At 64.9% G+C, this 14,113-nt stretch carries 25 protein-coding genes; all 25 read left to right on the forward strand.

Features of this window, described 5'->3' with window-relative positions; all coding sequences use genetic code 11:
* Positions 1–45 precede the first annotated feature (45 nt).
* The 25 genes from VQ065_RS14905 to VQ065_RS15020 all read left to right on the forward strand — a co-directional run bounded on the left by VQ065_RS14905 (position 46) and on the right by VQ065_RS15020 (position 14,111).
* Complete coding sequence (locus VQ065_RS14905; RefSeq protein WP_031670563.1) at positions 46–393, forward strand: hypothetical protein; 348 nt, start codon at positions 46–48, stop codon at positions 391–393.
* Positions 338–808 (forward strand): hypothetical protein, encoded by a 471-nt coding sequence (locus tag VQ065_RS14910; RefSeq protein ID WP_015649662.1) that lies wholly within the window; start codon positions 338–340, stop codon positions 806–808. Before VQ065_RS14905 ends, VQ065_RS14910 begins: the two co-directional genes overlap by 56 nt.
* Positions 808–1,224 (forward strand): structural protein, encoded by a 417-nt coding sequence (locus VQ065_RS14915; RefSeq protein ID WP_034051401.1) that lies wholly within the window; start codon positions 808–810, stop codon positions 1,222–1,224. Before VQ065_RS14910 ends, VQ065_RS14915 begins: the two co-directional genes overlap by 1 nt.
* Positions 1,224–1,466, forward strand: a complete 243-nt coding sequence (locus VQ065_RS14920) for a hypothetical protein (RefSeq protein WP_126117228.1) — start codon at positions 1,224–1,226, stop codon at positions 1,464–1,466. The genes VQ065_RS14915 and VQ065_RS14920 overlap by 1 nt, the downstream gene beginning before the upstream one ends.
* Positions 1,463–1,864: a hypothetical protein gene (locus tag VQ065_RS14925; RefSeq protein WP_034065288.1), complete on the forward strand. Its 402-nt coding sequence runs from the start codon at positions 1,463–1,465 to the stop codon at positions 1,862–1,864. Before VQ065_RS14920 ends, VQ065_RS14925 begins: the two co-directional genes overlap by 4 nt.
* Entirely contained in the window at positions 1,800–1,970 is a 171-nt protein-coding gene (locus VQ065_RS31985; protein WP_418346330.1) for a hypothetical protein, read from the forward strand. Before VQ065_RS14925 ends, VQ065_RS31985 begins: the two co-directional genes overlap by 65 nt.
* Positions 1,971–1,974: 4 nt before the next feature.
* Complete coding sequence (locus tag VQ065_RS14930; RefSeq protein ID WP_003094538.1) at positions 1,975–2,163, forward strand: hypothetical protein; 189 nt, start codon at positions 1,975–1,977, stop codon at positions 2,161–2,163.
* A gap of 8 nt (positions 2,164–2,171) precedes the next feature.
* Positions 2,172–2,672 (forward strand): DUF1804 family protein, encoded by a 501-nt coding sequence (locus VQ065_RS14935; protein WP_015649660.1) that lies wholly within the window; start codon positions 2,172–2,174, stop codon positions 2,670–2,672.
* A complete protein-coding gene (locus tag VQ065_RS14940; RefSeq protein ID WP_124197820.1) occupies positions 2,669–4,444 on the forward strand; it encodes a hypothetical protein in 1,776 nt (591 codons plus the stop codon). The genes VQ065_RS14935 and VQ065_RS14940 overlap by 4 nt, the downstream gene beginning before the upstream one ends.
* Before the next feature lie 11 nt (positions 4,445–4,455).
* Positions 4,456–6,042: a DUF935 domain-containing protein gene (locus tag VQ065_RS14945; RefSeq protein WP_050396497.1), complete on the forward strand. Its 1,587-nt coding sequence runs from the start codon at positions 4,456–4,458 to the stop codon at positions 6,040–6,042.
* Positions 6,042–7,328 (forward strand): phage head morphogenesis protein, encoded by a 1,287-nt coding sequence (locus tag VQ065_RS14950; RefSeq protein WP_015994818.1) that lies wholly within the window; start codon positions 6,042–6,044, stop codon positions 7,326–7,328. The genes VQ065_RS14945 and VQ065_RS14950 overlap by 1 nt, the downstream gene beginning before the upstream one ends.
* Positions 7,328–7,795 carry a phage virion morphogenesis protein gene (locus VQ065_RS14955; protein ID WP_015994819.1) on the forward strand — a complete coding sequence of 156 codons (468 nt, stop codon included), beginning with the start codon at positions 7,328–7,330 and terminating at the stop codon, positions 7,793–7,795. Before VQ065_RS14950 ends, VQ065_RS14955 begins: the two co-directional genes overlap by 1 nt.
* Before the next feature lie 130 nt (positions 7,796–7,925).
* Positions 7,926–8,201: an anti-CRISPR protein AcrF2 gene (gene acrF2, locus VQ065_RS14960; RefSeq protein WP_015994820.1), complete on the forward strand. Its 276-nt coding sequence runs from the start codon at positions 7,926–7,928 to the stop codon at positions 8,199–8,201.
* Positions 8,191–8,412: a winged helix-turn-helix domain-containing protein gene (locus tag VQ065_RS14965; protein WP_031757297.1), complete on the forward strand. Its 222-nt coding sequence runs from the start codon at positions 8,191–8,193 to the stop codon at positions 8,410–8,412. Before acrF2 ends, VQ065_RS14965 begins: the two co-directional genes overlap by 11 nt.
* Before the next feature lie 219 nt (positions 8,413–8,631).
* On the forward strand, positions 8,632–9,738 hold the full coding sequence (locus VQ065_RS14970) for a phage protease (RefSeq protein ID WP_340080420.1): 1,107 nt from the start codon (positions 8,632–8,634) through the stop codon (positions 9,736–9,738).
* A gap of 9 nt (positions 9,739–9,747) precedes the next feature.
* Positions 9,748–10,146: a hypothetical protein gene (locus VQ065_RS14975; RefSeq protein ID WP_012613793.1), complete on the forward strand. Its 399-nt coding sequence runs from the start codon at positions 9,748–9,750 to the stop codon at positions 10,144–10,146.
* Positions 10,147–10,173: 27 nt separating this feature from the next.
* Entirely contained in the window at positions 10,174–11,082 is a 909-nt protein-coding gene (locus VQ065_RS14980; protein ID WP_015994823.1) for a Mu-like prophage major head subunit gpT family protein, read from the forward strand.
* An 11-nt stretch (positions 11,083–11,093) separates the two neighbouring features.
* Positions 11,094–11,396, forward strand: coding sequence for an HI1506-related protein (locus tag VQ065_RS14985; RefSeq protein ID WP_015994824.1), 303 nt, complete (start codon positions 11,094–11,096; stop codon positions 11,394–11,396).
* Between the two features lie 62 nt (positions 11,397–11,458).
* Complete coding sequence (locus tag VQ065_RS14990) at positions 11,459–11,635, forward strand: hypothetical protein (protein ID WP_012613796.1); 177 nt, start codon at positions 11,459–11,461, stop codon at positions 11,633–11,635.
* Positions 11,632–12,048, forward strand: a complete 417-nt coding sequence (locus VQ065_RS14995; RefSeq protein ID WP_015972874.1) for a gp436 family protein — start codon at positions 11,632–11,634, stop codon at positions 12,046–12,048. Before VQ065_RS14990 ends, VQ065_RS14995 begins: the two co-directional genes overlap by 4 nt.
* Positions 12,045–12,524 carry a phage tail terminator protein gene (locus VQ065_RS15000; protein WP_012613797.1) on the forward strand — a complete coding sequence of 160 codons (480 nt, stop codon included), beginning with the start codon at positions 12,045–12,047 and terminating at the stop codon, positions 12,522–12,524. Before VQ065_RS14995 ends, VQ065_RS15000 begins: the two co-directional genes overlap by 4 nt.
* A complete protein-coding gene (locus VQ065_RS15005; RefSeq protein ID WP_003099460.1) occupies positions 12,512–12,691 on the forward strand; it encodes a DUF7210 family protein in 180 nt (59 codons plus the stop codon). Before VQ065_RS15000 ends, VQ065_RS15005 begins: the two co-directional genes overlap by 13 nt.
* 32 nt (positions 12,692–12,723) lie before the next feature.
* A complete protein-coding gene (locus VQ065_RS15010; protein ID WP_003137261.1) occupies positions 12,724–13,494 on the forward strand; it encodes a phage tail tube protein in 771 nt (256 codons plus the stop codon).
* 3 nt (positions 13,495–13,497) lie between these two features.
* Positions 13,498–13,983, forward strand: a complete 486-nt coding sequence (locus tag VQ065_RS15015) for a DUF6631 family protein (protein ID WP_015994832.1) — start codon at positions 13,498–13,500, stop codon at positions 13,981–13,983.
* Positions 13,983–14,111 carry a hypothetical protein gene (locus VQ065_RS15020; RefSeq protein WP_015972878.1) on the forward strand — a complete coding sequence of 43 codons (129 nt, stop codon included), beginning with the start codon at positions 13,983–13,985 and terminating at the stop codon, positions 14,109–14,111. Before VQ065_RS15015 ends, VQ065_RS15020 begins: the two co-directional genes overlap by 1 nt.
* Positions 14,112–14,113 lie beyond the last annotated feature (2 nt).

Genomic DNA, 14,113 nt, shown 5'->3' on the forward strand with positions numbered 1-14,113 from the left:
TCAATCATCTAATTCCCCCTAGCATGTCGCCGCCACGATGGCGGCATGAAAGAGTTCAACGCCCCGCATCCACCGCGCAGCCCCCGCGACTACGCCGCCGCCATCCTGGCCGAGCCCAGCCGCGAGCGTCGTAACGCTCTGCTGGAAGCCTGCCCGGTCAACTGGCAGCCGCTCGTTCGGGCACACGTCGAGGACGCCTTCGCGAAGGTCAAGGCGTATCGCCAGATGATGGACCACCGCGCCGAGTCGATCCGGCGCGGCCCGCCTGCTGCTCCCCGCGTCACCGACACCGATTTCCGCATATCCAACTACACCAAGTCCGCCCCGGAGGTAGGCAATGCGCACCTATCCGCAATTCGGGCAGCGCTCGCAACGGAAGCACCAAATGCCTGATCCCGCATCCACCTCGGCCGGCAGCGCCGCGCTGCTGAAAATGTTCGGCATCCACATAAGCGCGGGCGCCCTGGCTGCCGCCCTGGGCTTCCTGGTCCTGTGGCCCCGAACCATGAAAGAGGGGTTCGCCCGGCTGTTCTGCACCATCGTCGCGTCCAGCGTCTTCGGCCCAATCCTGGTGGTTTACCTGCACTCCAACCGCCCCGAGCTGTTCGAGTCCGCCCAGGTGGTGGCCGGGCTCTACCAACTGGAGCCAGCGGTCGGCCTGCTGTTCGTTTCCGCTCCGCTCCTGGTGATTGCCGGTCTGCCTGCCTGGTGGCTGATCGGTGCGGCCCTGCGCCTGTTTGAGCGGGACGGCGATTCATGGCTGGGCGCGTTCGCCCAGTGGGTAAAACGCAAACTGGAGAACAACTGATGGCCCTTCAACCTCGCGGTATCCGCAACAACAACCCCGGCAACATCGTCTGGTCAGCACGCAACAACTGGCAGGGCCAGCTCCCGCACAACCCGAAGGTTGAGCCGCGTTTCGCCCGCTTCGACACCGCGCATAACGGCATCCGCGCCCTGGCAAAGCTGCTGCTGAACTATCGCAAGGTCTATGGCCTGCGCACCGTCGAATCGCTGATCGCACGCTGGGCGCCGTCGAACGAGAACAACACCCGCGCGTATGCCTCGGCCGTGGCCCGAGCGATGGGAGTTCCGCCGCAGGCCAGCCTGCACCTGGACCAGGCCACCCTGGTCGCTCTGGTGACCGCCATCATTCACCAGGAAAACGGGCAGCAGCCCTACAGCGCCGAGCAGATCGCCCAGGCCGTGCGGGAGGTGCTGTGATGCAGCGCCCCAGCGGAATCAGCCTCAGCGATCTGTTCGCGATCTGCCGTGAAGCCCCGGCCAACCGATGGCTCTGGATACGCCTCTATCTCCGCGACCTGCTGGCCCGCGTCGTGATTCTGGCCTTCATGGCAATTGGTGCCGCAGGCCTCGCCTATGGCCTGGGCGGGGCGTTCGCCTACGGCTTCATGCAGACCGTTGCGTCCTACCAGGTCCAGCTCAGCGTCGAGAAATCGCCATGACCTGGCGCGTCGGCCTGGTTGTCTTTGTGCTCCTGGTGATGGTCTGGACGGCCGGCTGGTGGGGCGGTCGCGAGGCTGGGCTGGCCGATGGGCGCGCCGCCTGCGCCGACGCACAGACCCGCGCATATCGCGACGTCCTGGAGCAATCGGCGGCACAACTGAAGACGGTCCAGGACACCAGCGCGGCTCTTTTCCAGCGCCTGGCCCAGCGGGCCGACAGCGACCAACAAACTACTCGGGAGCTTCGCCATGCCCTGGCCGAAACCGCTGCTGATCGCGCTGCCTGCCGCTTTCCTGCTGGCGTCATGCAGCAGCTCGAAACCGCCCGTCAACGTGCCGCCCAGGCCACTACCGGCGGCCTTGGCTCAACCGTGCCCGACCCCGGTGGCGGTGACTGATGACAGCCCCGATGCCGCCGCAATTGCCCTCAAACAACTCTACGACCAATACGGCGTTTGCGCCGGCCTGCACTGGGACACCGTGCGGCACCTTCAAAAGGACTGATCCGATGACCGAAAAGAAAGCCTCTCCCGAGTTCGAACTGCTGCAACGCATCGACGGCCGCCTGGAGCGCTTCGAGGACCGATTCCCGCAGATCGAACGTAAGGCCGTGCTGTACGGCTCGGCGGCCGGCGCGCTGGCGGGTGGCCTGGTTGCCTGCGGCCTGCTCGCGGCGCGTATCAAGCTCGGTATCTGAGGTAGCCCATGGCGCACCCGAAGGAAACCCGCGACGCCCTGCGCCGCGCCTACGTCCTCGACCGCCAGTCCCTAGAGGTCGCGGCCGCCATGTTCGGCGTCTCCTACGGCACCGCCCGCCGCTGGAAACAGCAGGCGGAAGCCGAGGGGGACGACTGGGACAAGGCGCAATCGGCGCAGTTGCTGGCCGGTGGTGGGCTGGAGGACGTGGCGCGCCAGGTGCTGGCCGGCCTGGTGACCCAGTTCCAGGCCACCATGGAGGCGATCCAGGTGGACAGCGCGATCACGCCAGCGGTCAAGGTGCAGATGCTCGCCAGCCTGGCCGACGCCTATAACAAGTCGATCAGCGCATCGAAGCGGGTACTACCGGAAACCTCCAGCCTGGCCACCGCAATGGAAGTCATCCAGCGCCTGGCGGCCTTCATCCGTGAACAATTCCCGCAGCACGTCCAGGCCTTCGCCGAGATTCTGGAGCCGTTCGGGGAAGTAATCGCCAAGGGGCTGAAATGAACGCCGAGGAAAAAGAGTTCCTACGGGAACTATCCGCCATGGCGCAGCAGCTGCGCCGCGACATCGAGGCGCAACAGGTCGGCCTCGATAGCTCCCCGGAAGCTCGGGCCGAGCGGCGCCGTCGCGTACTGGTAGATCGCGATTTCGAGTTCTTCGCGTATACCTACTTCCCGCACCACATCCGGCCGCCTGCCTCGTTGTTCCATGCGCATTTCTTCAAGCGCTTTCCCCAGCTCATCAGTAGCTCCAGCGGCCTCAAGGAATGGTGGGTAGCTCCGCGTGGCGAGGCGAAGTCCTCACTGCTGACCAAGGTCGGGCCGTGCTATGTCGTTGTCCAGGGGCTGCTCCAGCGACCGGAGATTCGGGCCGAACTGGGCATGACCGGCCCGGCGCCGTACTTCGTCGACTACATCACGCTCCTAGGCGCCGAAACGCGCTTGCCCACCAAGCTCCTGGAAGTAGTCAAGACCGAGCTACTGGTAAACGCCTCCCTGTCCCTGGACTTCCCCGAAGTCTGCGGCAAGGGAAGCGTCTGGAAGATCGGCGAGTTTGTTTCCCTCTCCGGGGTCAAGCTGGAGGCCTTCGGCGCTGAACAGGCGATCCGGGGCACATTCCACGGCGCGAGCCGTCCCAAGCTGCTCCTGGGCGATGACCTGATCACCGACAAAGAGGCCAAGTCCCCGACCGAGCGCAACAACCGATGGGACTGGCTGGAAAAGGCTATCGACTACCTCGGCCCACCGGATGGCTCTGTCAAATATCTAGGCGTGGGCACAGTGCTGAATAAGGACGATCCGATCAGCCGAGCCAAACGCACGGTCGGGCACCTGGTCCACCACTTCCGCGCTATCGAGACGTTCCCCACCCACATGGACCTATGGGCACACTGCGAAGAGGTGATGCTCAACGACGATAAGCCCGTGATGGAACAATACGCCGAGCGCGGTAGCGTCGCGCCCGATAGCGCTCTGCCGTCGTTTCAGTTCTACCAGGACAACCGCGAGCAGATGGAGCTGGGGGCCGTCACCAGTTGGCCAGGTGTCCGGTCGCTCTACTGGCTGATGCGTCAGCGGGCGAAGAACAAAGCCGCGTTCGCGACCGAGCTGCAAGGCGACCCGCGATCCGATGAAGACAAGACGTTTACCAACCCGCGCTTTTGGGTCATGCGCTCCGGCCGTTGGCAGATGTTTGGCGCCTGCGACCCCTCTGTCGGGGCGAGCGCACAGTCCGACCCGTCGGCAATCATCGTGGGGGGCTGGGACACCGAGAAACAGGTACTCAACGTCATAGAGGCGGCCATCAAGCGGCGCGTCCCCTCGAAACTGGAAGCCGACCTGATCGCAGCGCAGAGGGAGTACCAGATGCGCGCTATCGGTTTCGAGAACAACGGGGCATTCGAAATCCAGCGGCAGAACATCGCCAAGGCTGCGCTGATGCAGCGCGTAGCGCTCCCTCTGGTCGGTGTTACCAGCATGGCGGACCAGTCCGTTCGAATCGATGCCATGGAGCCGTTCATCAACGACGCATTTGCGCCACGGATTCTGTTTTCGCCTGGATTGGTCGCCCTGCTCGACGAGCTGGACAGCTGGCCAGAACCGCAGACCGGGCACCACTACGACGGCCTTTGCGCCCTGTCGATCCTCTGGATGATCGCTAGCACCCGCGCTGGTTCCTATGAATTCACCCCGGTGCCTGGCCGTCGCAGCTCTGCGGGTTCCAGTGAGTTCAAAGACTCTTTTGACATAGGTGGCCGCATGGGCGGCGACTGGTAGGAGACGCAACGATGGCCACCATCGTGGATATTTACGGCAACCCCCTTCGAACCCAGCAGCTGCGCAAGCAGCAGACCGCGCACCTGACGGGACTGGCCAAAGAGTTCGCCAACCACCCGGCCAAGGGGCTGACCCCAGCTAAGTTGGCTCGCATCTTGATCGAGGCCGAGCAGGGTCAACTCCAGGCTCAGGCCGAGCTGTTCATGGACATGGAGGAACGCGACGCCCACCTGTTCGCCGAAATGAGCAAGCGCAAGCGCGCTGTCCTCGGCCTGGACTGGACCATCGAGCCGCCGCGCAACGCCTCGGCCGCAGAGAAGGCCGACGCGGAGTATCTCCACGAGCTGCTGCTCGACCTGGAGGGCATTGAAGACCTCATGCTCGATTGCATGGATGGCGTCGGCCACGGCTATAGCGCTATCGAGCTGGACTGGTCCCTCCAGGGACGGGAGTGGCTGCCGCAGGCCTTCGACCACCGGCCTCAGAGCTGGTTTCAACTGAGCCCGGACGACCAGGACGAGCTGCGCCTGCGCGATAACAGCATCGCGGGCGAGGTGCTCCAGCCGTTCGGCTGGATCATGCACAAGCCGCGTTCGCGCTCGGGATACGTGGCGCGTAGCGGGTTATTCCGGGTGCTGGCCTGGCCGTACCTGTTCAAGCACTACTCCACGGCCGACCTGGCGGAAATGCTCGAAATCTACGGTCTGCCGATCCGGCTCGGGAAGTACCCGCCCGGCACGCCGGACGAAGAGAAGGTGACCCTGCTGCGGGCCGTGACCGGCCTCGGCCATGCCGCAGCAGGCATCATCCCCGAGAGTATGTCCATCGAGTTCCAGGAAGCGTCGAAAGGCTCGGCCGAGCCGTTCATGGCCATGATGCGCTGGTGCGATGACTCAATGTCGAAGGCCATCCTGGGCGGCACGCTCACCAGCCAGACCAGCGAGTCGGGCGGTGGTGCCTATGCCCTGGGGCAGGTCCATAACGAGGTGCGCCATGACCTTCTGGCGGCGGATGCCCGACAGCTCGCCGCCACGCTGAGCCGAGACCTACTCTGGCCCCTCCTGGTCCTCAACCGCTCCGGCAACCTCGACGCACGCCGCGCCCCCCGCCTGGTGTTCGACCTCAAGGACCGGGCCGACCTGGCCGCCATGGCAACGTCATTACCGCCCCTGGTCAAGCTGGGCGTCCAGGTTCCGGTCAACTGGGTCCAGGAGCAACTGGGAATCCCGCTGCCGGCCAAGGGCGAGGCAGTCCTGGTCGATCAGGCCGGCGCAGGCATCGCCCAACTGAGCCGGCGCCCTGGTCCTCGCGTCGCTGCGCTGGCCCAGGTGATTGGACCACGCTACCGCGATCAGGAAGCGCTGGACCAGGTGCTGGCCAGCCTGCCGGCCCAGGACATGCAAAACCAGGCCGATAGCCTGGTCGCGCCGCTCCTGGATGTGATCAGCCGCGGAGGTAGCGAGGCAGAGCTGCTCGGCGCCCTGGCCGAGGCATTCCCGGATATGGACGACAGCGCCCTGGCGGATGCCCTCCACCGGCTGCTGTTCGTAGCCGACACCTGGGGCCGGCTCAACGGCACTCTGGATCGGATCGACTGATGGCAACGCCAACCGAGGCCGATCTGCGGGCCATCTTCGCCATGCGGCCGGAGGCCGCTATCGAGTACCTGGAGCGCAAGGGATTCGCCATTACCTGGAACTGGCACGATGTTGACGCGGCCACCCATGCCCGAGCGCTGACGGTGGCCAAGGCGGCACGCCTGGACGTGCTCCAAGACATCCGCGACGCCCTGGTCGATAACCTGGAACGTGGCGGAACGCTGCGCGACTTCCAGCGCAACCTGCGCCCGATCCTGGAGGCCAAGGGCTGGTGGGGACGCCAGATAGTGGTTGCGCCGGACGGCGGCGCCGAGGTCGCCCAGCTCGGCAGCCCGCGCCGGCTGGAAACGATCTACCAGACCAACATGCAGTCGGCCTACATGGCCGGGCGCTATGCCGCCGCATACGAGGCCAGGGAAACTCACCCTTACTGGATGTATGTGGCCGTCATGGACAGCGTCACCCGGCCCAGCCATGCGGCGCTACATGGCAAGGTGTTCCGCTGGGACGACCCGATCTGGCAGCACATCATGCCGCCGAATGGCTACAACTGCCGGTGCCGAATCGTTCCGTTGACGGCGGCCGCTGTGCGTCGCCGTGGTCTGACGGTCGAATCCAGCGTCGGCAAGACCGGCCAAGTGACCGTCGAGACGGGCGTAGACAAGCGGACGGGGGAGATTCGGGAGCAGACCTTGACCACCCTGGAGACGACCGACCGGGCCGGTCGGAAGATCCAATTTCGCCCCGATGCCGGGTTCGACGGCAGCCCGATACAGAGCGCCCTGATGGACCAGGTGCTGTACAACAAGGCCGAGCGCACCCTGGGAGCGCCTGCCGCCCTCGGCGAGGTCCAGGACGTGCTCCTGGACCCGGTACGCCAGCGCGCCTGGCAGGCGTTTGTGGACCGCTCCACGTCGCCCCAGGGACAGACGATGTCGGTCGGCGTCCTCGATCCGACCGACATCACCTATGCGGCTGCCCAGGGTGCCCAGCTCCAGGCTGGCGTGGTATCGGCCAGCGACACCGTGATTCGTAACAGCTCGGTCGCTCGCGAGCAGCTGGCGAACCTGCCGCAGCGCCTGGCCCAGCCCGCTATGGTGCTGTGGGAGCGTGGCAGCGAGTCGCTGGTCTATGTCGTCCAGGATGGCGACTCTACCCTGGCGGTTCGGCTGCGCGGTGGCATCTATGGGCCGGGCCAAATGGAGAACATCAGCCAGGTTACTGAGGTGACGATGGAAAGCATCGACGACGGGCTCGCCCTGGGCCGTTACAGGAGGGTTCGCTAATGGCCAATCGCATCGAGCTGGAACTGGTGGACCGCGAGGTCCAGGAGCGCCTGGCGGCGCTCTACGCGGCAGTAACCGACACCCTGCCGCTGATGCGCGGCATCGCTGCTGAGCTGCTGGCCGAGACGGAGTTTGCATTCATGGACGAGGGGCCGGGATGGCCCCAGTTGAGCCCCGTTACCGTTGCAGCGCGAGCGGCGAAGGGGCGCGGCGCGCATCCGATTCTCCAGGTCACCAACGCCCTGGCGCGCTCGATCACAACCCGCGCCGACCGTGACCAGGCGCAGATCGGCTCCAATCTGACCTACGCAGCTATCCAGCAGCTGGGCGGCCAGGCTGGACGAGGCCGTAAGGTGACAATCCCAGCGCGCCCGTATCTGCCGGTCCTCAGAAACGGCCAGCTCAAGCCAAGCGCCCGCGATGCGGTCCTGGACGTCCTTCTAGCTGCTCTATCCCAGGGGCGTTAGGGGAAATGAATTCGGACAAGCGGCACATTGTGCCTATTGCGGATTAGGCACAATGTGCCTAATCTAGCGTCATGCCAGCCACAACGGCGAGGCGAACCCAAGGAGAGACACCATGACTAAGACCGCACAAATGATCGCTCAGCAGCACAAAGATACTGTCGCAGCGTGCGAAGCCGCCGAAGCCATCGCTATCGCAAAAGATCAGGTCTGGGATGGCGAGGGCTATACCAAGTACACGTTCGACGACAACAGCGTTCTGATCCAGTCGGGCACTACTCAGTACGCGATGGATGCCGACGACGCAGACAGCATCAAAGGCTATGCGGACTGGCTGGACGACGAAGCTCGCACCGCAGAAGATTCAGAAATCAAGCGCCTGCTCGAAGCGGTCGAAGATGAAGCCTGACGCCTCCAACCACAATCCAGACCCGCGCTACCTGCGCGGGCTGCTCAAGAAAGCCGGCATCAGCCAGCGGCGCGCAGCCGAGCTGCTCGGCCTCAGTGACAGGGTTATGCGCTATTACCTGAGCGAGGACGTCAAGGAGGGCTACCGTCCCGCGCCGTATACCGTCCAGTTCGCCCTGGAGTGCCTGGCGAGCGACCCGCCATCTGCGTGATCACCTGATCCGCCCGCAAACGCGCTACACGTGCCGAAACGGGGTTAGCCGCTACCTCGCATCAGAGTCGGTGCGTTAACCCCGTTAGAACCCCGTTAGAAATCGTTCCATCGCCATCCGCGTGCCAGGGCTTGGCCAGAAGATGGTGCCGGACGGTTTCCGCAGTCGTTGAACCCCTTCCCGTAACCGCCGCGCTCGACCGTCGCCACCATTGGCGGCATGAAGAAGAACCGCCTACACGTCGCCATCGCCGCCTGCTCGTTCCAGCTCCCCAAGCTGGAGGACGGCAGCGCCTGGATTCAAGTTACGCCTGCCGGTGAGTTCTGGCCCATGGATGGGCGCCCTATGGATGTGCCGGGCTGGCGGATCGATGCCGACAGTGCCGCCGCAGTGATCGAGCGCGCACGGTCGCGCAAGACTCCGCCCGTCCTGGACTACGAGCACCAGACCCTAAAGAAAGAGCAGAACGGCCAGCCCGCGCCCGCTGCCGGCCGTTTCCTGGACTTCGAATGGCGCGAAGGCTCCGGCCTGTGGGGGCGTGTCGAATACACCGCCCGCGCCGCGAAGCTGATCGAGGACGGCGAGTACCTCTACTTCAGCCCCGTCTTCAGCTACGCCCCGGACGGCACGGTCCTCTCCATCCTCATGGGCGCAATGACAAATGACCCCGCCATCGACGGTCTGGAGCCCCTCGCACGCCGAGCGGCCGCGACCTTTGGCCTCTACCACCCCGACGAGGAAACCCCTGTGGATGAACTCCTGAAAGCCATCATCGCGGCCCTGTCGCTGAAAGAAGGCACGACCGAGGCAGAGGCCATTGCGGCCCTGACCGCCCTGAAGCCGGCCCTAGACGCCCAAGCGACCAACCTGGCCAAGCTGCGCGAAACCCTCGGCCTGGCCCAGGACGCGGACGTCGAGCAGATCGCCGCCGCCACCGCCCAGCTGAAGGTCGCCGCCCCCGGTAACCCCGACCCGGCGAAGTGGGCGCCCGTTGAAGCTGTCACCCAGCTCCAGGGCCAGGTCGCGGCGCTGACCTCTCGCCTCAACGGCGGCGAGCTGGACGGCCTGATCAACAGCGCTATCCAGGAGGGCCGACTCATTCCGTCCATGGAGCCCTGGGCGCGTGAATACGGCGCCAAGGACTTGGCCGGCTTGAAGAGCTACCTGGGCCAGGCCAAGCCCATCGCCGCCCTGACCCAACAGCAGAGCGCCGGGCGTACCTCGGTGCCTACCTCGGTTGACCAGCTGGACGAGGCCGCCCTCGCGGTTTGCTCGGCTATGCAGATCAAGCCGGAGGATTACCTCAAGACCCTGAAAGGCCAGTAAGGAGGCGCTATGACCGCCCTGACCACCGACCGCAACACCCCGCTCCAGGACGCCGAAGTCATTGGCGTGCCGGTAGCGGCTAACGTCCAGGTCTTCGCCGGCGCCATCGTCGTGGCGAACGCTACCGGGTTCGCCGTAGGCGGCAGCACCGCCACCGGCCTGACCTACCTGGGTCGCGCTGAGGAATACGTGGACAACCGCAATGGCGCGGACGGCGCCAAGGTCGTCCGTGTGCGCCGCCTGAACGCCTTCAAGTGGGCGAACGACGGCAGCGTCACCCAGGCGCACCTGATGAAACCCGCCTACATCGTGGACGACCAGACCGTCGCCGCCACGGACGGCACCGAAACCCGCTCCCCGGCCGGCCGCATCATCGGCGTCGAACCGGACGGCGTGTGGGTGGAATAACAGGCTCACCAACGGAGAACCGGACACATGCTGATCAACAAGCAGAGTCTCAACGCGGCATTCGTCGCGATCAAAACCATCTTCAACAACGCCTTCGCGGCGGCCCCCACCACCTGGCAGAAGATCGCCATGGAAGTGCCGAGCAACACCAGCAGCAACGATTACAAGTGGTTGAGCACCTTTCCGAAGATGCGCCGCTGGATCGGCGCGAAGGTGATCAAGAACCTGAAAGCCTACAAGTACGTTGTCGAGAACGAGGACTTCGAGGCCACCGTCGAGGTGGACCGCAACGACATCGAGGACGACCAAATCGGCATCTACTCGCCCCAGGCGAAGATGGCCGGTTACTCGGCGGCTCAGCTCCCGGACGAGCTGGTCTATGAAGCGGTCAACGGCGCCTTCACCAAGCCCTGTTTCGACGGCCAGTATTTCATCGACACGGATCACCCTGTCGGTGATGCCTCGGTGAGCAACAAGGGCACCGCTCCGCTTTCCAACGCCAGCCAGGCGGCGGCGAAGGCAGGTTATGGCGCTGCTCGCACTGCGATGAAGAAGTTCAAAGACGAGGAAGGACGTTCCCTCAACGTCTCCCCCAACGTGCTCCTGGTCGGCCCGGCGCTGGAAGACGTGGCGAAGATGCTGCTCACCAACCCGAAGCTCGCGGACAACACCCCGAACCCCTACGTCGGCACTGCTGAGCTGGTAGTGGACGGGCGTATCGAGTCCGACACCGCCTGGTTCCTGCTGGACACCACCAAGCCGGTAAAACCGTTCATCTTCCAGCCCAGGAAGCAGCCGGAATTCGTTTCCCAGGTCAACCTGGATTCGGATGACGTCTTCAACCTGCGCAAGCTGAAGTTCGGCGCCGAAGCCCGCGCTGCTGCCGGTTACGGCTTCTGGCAGCTGGCCTATGGCTCCACCGGCACTGGCGCATAAGGGGGCAGCTCATGGCACGCAAAGCCGCAACTACCGCCAAGCCGACCGCCAGGCTGGCCCGCCAGGCGGCGGGCGATGAAGCCCAGCAGAGCGTCGAGGGCATCTTCGTGCGCAGCTATCCGCCGACCTTCCGGCGTGCTGGCTTCGCGTTCACCAGCGAAGGAATCGGAATCGCCCTGTCCGCCCTGACCGAGGCGCAGCTCAAGGCCCTCAAGGAAGAGCCCCAGCTGCGCGTCGAGTCCTGCGAGTTCCTGCCGGACGACGTCGGCGGCGAGGGTGAGCCGCCCGCGTCGGACAACGACACCCAGGAATAACCCACCCCAGCAGAGGGACCGCCCCTGGCCACGGATGGCCACCTATTCATCAGGAGTTCGACATGAGCGACCACACCCTGGCCATCAGTCAACTGACCATCGCCGCGCAGAACGCCGAGCACAATGCTCCGATCATCGAAGCCCAGGGCGACCTCGCCCAGGCCGAGCTGGATCGCCGGGTCGCTGCCGAGTGCCATAGCGCCATCGACGTCCTGGAGCACCAGGAGCAGCAACAGTGAGCTATTGCACCCAGGCCGACCTGGTCGAGCAGTACGGCGAGGCGTCCATCCGCCAGCTGAGCGACCGCGTCAATAAACCCGCCACGACCATCGATCCGGCGGTCGTGGCCCAGGCTATCGCCGATGCGGACGCGGAGATCGATCTCCACCTGCACGCCCGCTACCAGCTGCCGCTGGCCCAGGTGCCTGTGGTGCTGAAGCGCGTAGCGTGCGTGCTGGCATTTGCCAACCTGCACACCCAGGTCAAGGACGACCACCCCGCGATCCTGGATGCCGAGCGCAAGCGGAAGCTGCTGGGCGGCATTTCCTCCGGGAAGCTCAGCCTGGCCTTGACCAGCTCCGGCACCCCGGCGCCCATTGCCAATACCGTTCAAATCAGTTCGCAACGCAACGATTTCGGGGGCACCTGGTGAGCACTGCCGAGCCGTTCGATTACCTGTTCCTGGAGACGCTCCTGGTCGAGCGCATCCGCGCCGAGGTGCCCGGCCTTCAGGACGTTTCGGGCATCCCCGATCTGGCCACCCTCGACGAACAGCGCCAGGGCTCGCCTTGCGTCTATGTCGTCTACCTGGGCGACGAGATCGGCACCGGGGCGTCGCACCAGGGCGGCAGTCGGGCGATTCAGACGGTCACCCAGCACTGGGCAGCCGTGCTGACGTTGTACTACGCCGACGCCCAGGGCGACGGCCAGGGCGCCCGGCGCGAAGCCGGCCCGCTGCTCGGCCAGCTGCTCAAGGCACTGACCGGCTGGGTTCCTGATCAGGGCGTCAGCCCGCTGGCCCGCAGCCCGCAGGCTTCGCCAGTCAGCTACAGCAACGGGTTCTTCTATTTCCCGCTGGTGTTCACCGCCAACTTTGTCTTCCCGAGGCTCAAGTCATGGAAACCGTAAAAGTCACCATCACCGCCGAGAAACCCAATCACACCCATGCCGGCAAGCCGGTGGCGCAGGGCGACGAGATCGAAGTCAGTCGCGCCGATGCCGAGTTTCTGCTGCGCCGTCAATTGATCACCAAGATTCCCGCCGAGCCCAAGGCCGACGAGAAACGCGACAAGTAACGCGCAACATCTGATTCCTACGGAGGCCTCACATGGCACAGGAAACGTATTTCTACGGGCAAGGTGAGATTGACGCCGCGCCTATCGTCAACGGCGTTCTCGGCAAATGGCGCTGGATTCAAGATGTCTCGGCCATGAGCATCCAGCTCGCAGTCGAGAAGGTCGAGCACAAGGAAAGCTACAGTGGCCAGAAAGCCCTGGTACGCAGCTTCCCTATCGGCAAGACCGCCACCGTCAACATCACCCTGCACAGCATCGGCCCGGACAACCTGGCGCTTACCCTCTATGGCAAGGTCGTGGCCAAGGCGGCGGGCTCCGTGACGGGCGAGGTACTCCCCGCCGACCTGGTGGCTGGCGATGTGATCCGCTTGGCCAATTTCGGCGTCAGCGAACTGGTCATCACCGACAGCGCGAGCAGCCCGGCGCCCCTCGACCCGCAGTATTACGCCCTGCGAGCCGATGGCGCCTACGGCGAGGTCCAACTGCTGGGTCTGCCGACGCCGGCCCCGACCCAGCCGTTCAAAGCGGCCTATGAGTACGCCGCCACCAAGCAGGTGGGCATGTTCACCGCGCCGCAGCCGACCGTTGCCCTGCGCTATAAGGGCATCAACTTGGCCGAAGGCGGCGCGCCGGTCATCGTCGAGCTGTACAAGGTCGCGACCGACCCGCTCCAGGAGCTGGCATTGATCAGCGACGGCAACACCGTCGCCGGCATGCAGATCAGCGGCGGAATCCTGCTGGACACCAGCAAGCCGGATACCGGCGACCTTGGCCGCTTCGGCCGCATTATTCAGCTGGGGTGAGTCATGAAGAAGCCGAACGACACCCCCGTCGATGACAGCCTGGAAGTTCTGTTCCCCGACCGCCGTTTGACGGTCGGGGGCGAGGACCTGGTTGTCCGCGAGCTGACCTTCGAAGAGCAGCTCACCCACCACGCGGCCCTCAAGGCCATTGCCGAGGCGTTTCTCCAGGTGCCGCGTGAACACCTCGAAGGAGTCGAGGGCGCGACCATTGCGCTGGACGTGCTGACGGAGCACTGGAAGCTCGTTCTACCGTTGATTGCCGTGAGCTGTGGCAAGGCGGATGGCTGGGTCCGGTCGCTCCGTCCAAGCGACGGTGAGTCCCTGATGCTGGTCTGGTGGGCAGCCAACCAGGGTTTTTTCGCCCGCCGCCTGTGGCGCCCGATAGTAGTGGCTCAAGCCCGCCAACAACGTGGGGTCGAGTCTTCGCCTGCCTCGTCGCAGCAGGACACCAGCGCGACCAGCTCGGCCGCTACACCGAGCGACAGCTAATGCTGTTCTTCCGCGAAGCCGAGGCAGAAAAGGGCCGCCAGCAAGCCCGCGAGCTGATGGCGGTCAACCATGGCTTCGCCGGGGGCTCTGTAGCGATTGCCGCCTATGATCAGCTCATGAGTAATTGAAC

The sequence above is a fragment of the Pseudomonas sp. KBN10P06128 genome (assembly GCF_037574945.1).
Classification (GTDB): Bacteria; Pseudomonadota; Gammaproteobacteria; order Pseudomonadales; family Pseudomonadaceae; genus Pseudomonas; species Pseudomonas aeruginosa.

What these genes read in the sequence shown, in the direction of transcription:
- VQ065_RS14905 (WP_031670563.1), top strand. Translation starts at nt 46, where the DNA reads ATGAAAGAGTTCAACGCCCCGCATCCACCGCGCAGCCCCCGCGACTAC.
- VQ065_RS14910 (WP_015649662.1), top strand. Translation starts at nt 338, where the DNA reads ATGCGCACCTATCCGCAATTCGGGCAGCGCTCGCAACGGAAGCACCAA.
- VQ065_RS14915 (WP_034051401.1), top strand. Translation starts at nt 808, where the DNA reads ATGGCCCTTCAACCTCGCGGTATCCGCAACAACAACCCCGGCAACATC.
- VQ065_RS14920 (WP_126117228.1), top strand. Translation starts at nt 1,224, where the DNA reads ATGCAGCGCCCCAGCGGAATCAGCCTCAGCGATCTGTTCGCGATCTGC.
- VQ065_RS14925 (WP_034065288.1), top strand. Translation starts at nt 1,463, where the DNA reads ATGACCTGGCGCGTCGGCCTGGTTGTCTTTGTGCTCCTGGTGATGGTC.
- VQ065_RS14930 (WP_003094538.1), top strand. Translation starts at nt 1,975, where the DNA reads ATGACCGAAAAGAAAGCCTCTCCCGAGTTCGAACTGCTGCAACGCATC.
- VQ065_RS14935 (WP_015649660.1), top strand. Translation starts at nt 2,172, where the DNA reads ATGGCGCACCCGAAGGAAACCCGCGACGCCCTGCGCCGCGCCTACGTC.
- VQ065_RS14940 (WP_124197820.1), top strand. Translation starts at nt 2,669, where the DNA reads ATGAACGCCGAGGAAAAAGAGTTCCTACGGGAACTATCCGCCATGGCG.
- VQ065_RS14945 (WP_050396497.1), top strand. Translation starts at nt 4,456, where the DNA reads ATGGCCACCATCGTGGATATTTACGGCAACCCCCTTCGAACCCAGCAG.
- VQ065_RS14950 (WP_015994818.1), top strand. Translation starts at nt 6,042, where the DNA reads ATGGCAACGCCAACCGAGGCCGATCTGCGGGCCATCTTCGCCATGCGG.
- VQ065_RS14955 (WP_015994819.1), top strand. Translation starts at nt 7,328, where the DNA reads ATGGCCAATCGCATCGAGCTGGAACTGGTGGACCGCGAGGTCCAGGAG.
- acrF2 (WP_015994820.1), top strand. Translation starts at nt 7,926, where the DNA reads ATGATCGCTCAGCAGCACAAAGATACTGTCGCAGCGTGCGAAGCCGCC.
- VQ065_RS14965 (WP_031757297.1), top strand. Translation starts at nt 8,191, where the DNA reads ATGAAGCCTGACGCCTCCAACCACAATCCAGACCCGCGCTACCTGCGC.
- VQ065_RS14970 (WP_340080420.1), top strand. Translation starts at nt 8,632, where the DNA reads ATGAAGAAGAACCGCCTACACGTCGCCATCGCCGCCTGCTCGTTCCAG.
- VQ065_RS14975 (WP_012613793.1), top strand. Translation starts at nt 9,748, where the DNA reads ATGACCGCCCTGACCACCGACCGCAACACCCCGCTCCAGGACGCCGAA.
- VQ065_RS14980 (WP_015994823.1), top strand. Translation starts at nt 10,174, where the DNA reads ATGCTGATCAACAAGCAGAGTCTCAACGCGGCATTCGTCGCGATCAAA.
- VQ065_RS14985 (WP_015994824.1), top strand. Translation starts at nt 11,094, where the DNA reads ATGGCACGCAAAGCCGCAACTACCGCCAAGCCGACCGCCAGGCTGGCC.
- VQ065_RS14990 (WP_012613796.1), top strand. Translation starts at nt 11,459, where the DNA reads ATGAGCGACCACACCCTGGCCATCAGTCAACTGACCATCGCCGCGCAG.
- VQ065_RS15005 (WP_003099460.1), top strand. Translation starts at nt 12,512, where the DNA reads ATGGAAACCGTAAAAGTCACCATCACCGCCGAGAAACCCAATCACACC.
- VQ065_RS15010 (WP_003137261.1), top strand. Translation starts at nt 12,724, where the DNA reads ATGGCACAGGAAACGTATTTCTACGGGCAAGGTGAGATTGACGCCGCG.
- VQ065_RS15015 (WP_015994832.1), top strand. Translation starts at nt 13,498, where the DNA reads ATGAAGAAGCCGAACGACACCCCCGTCGATGACAGCCTGGAAGTTCTG.
- VQ065_RS15020 (WP_015972878.1), top strand. Translation starts at nt 13,983, where the DNA reads ATGCTGTTCTTCCGCGAAGCCGAGGCAGAAAAGGGCCGCCAGCAAGCC.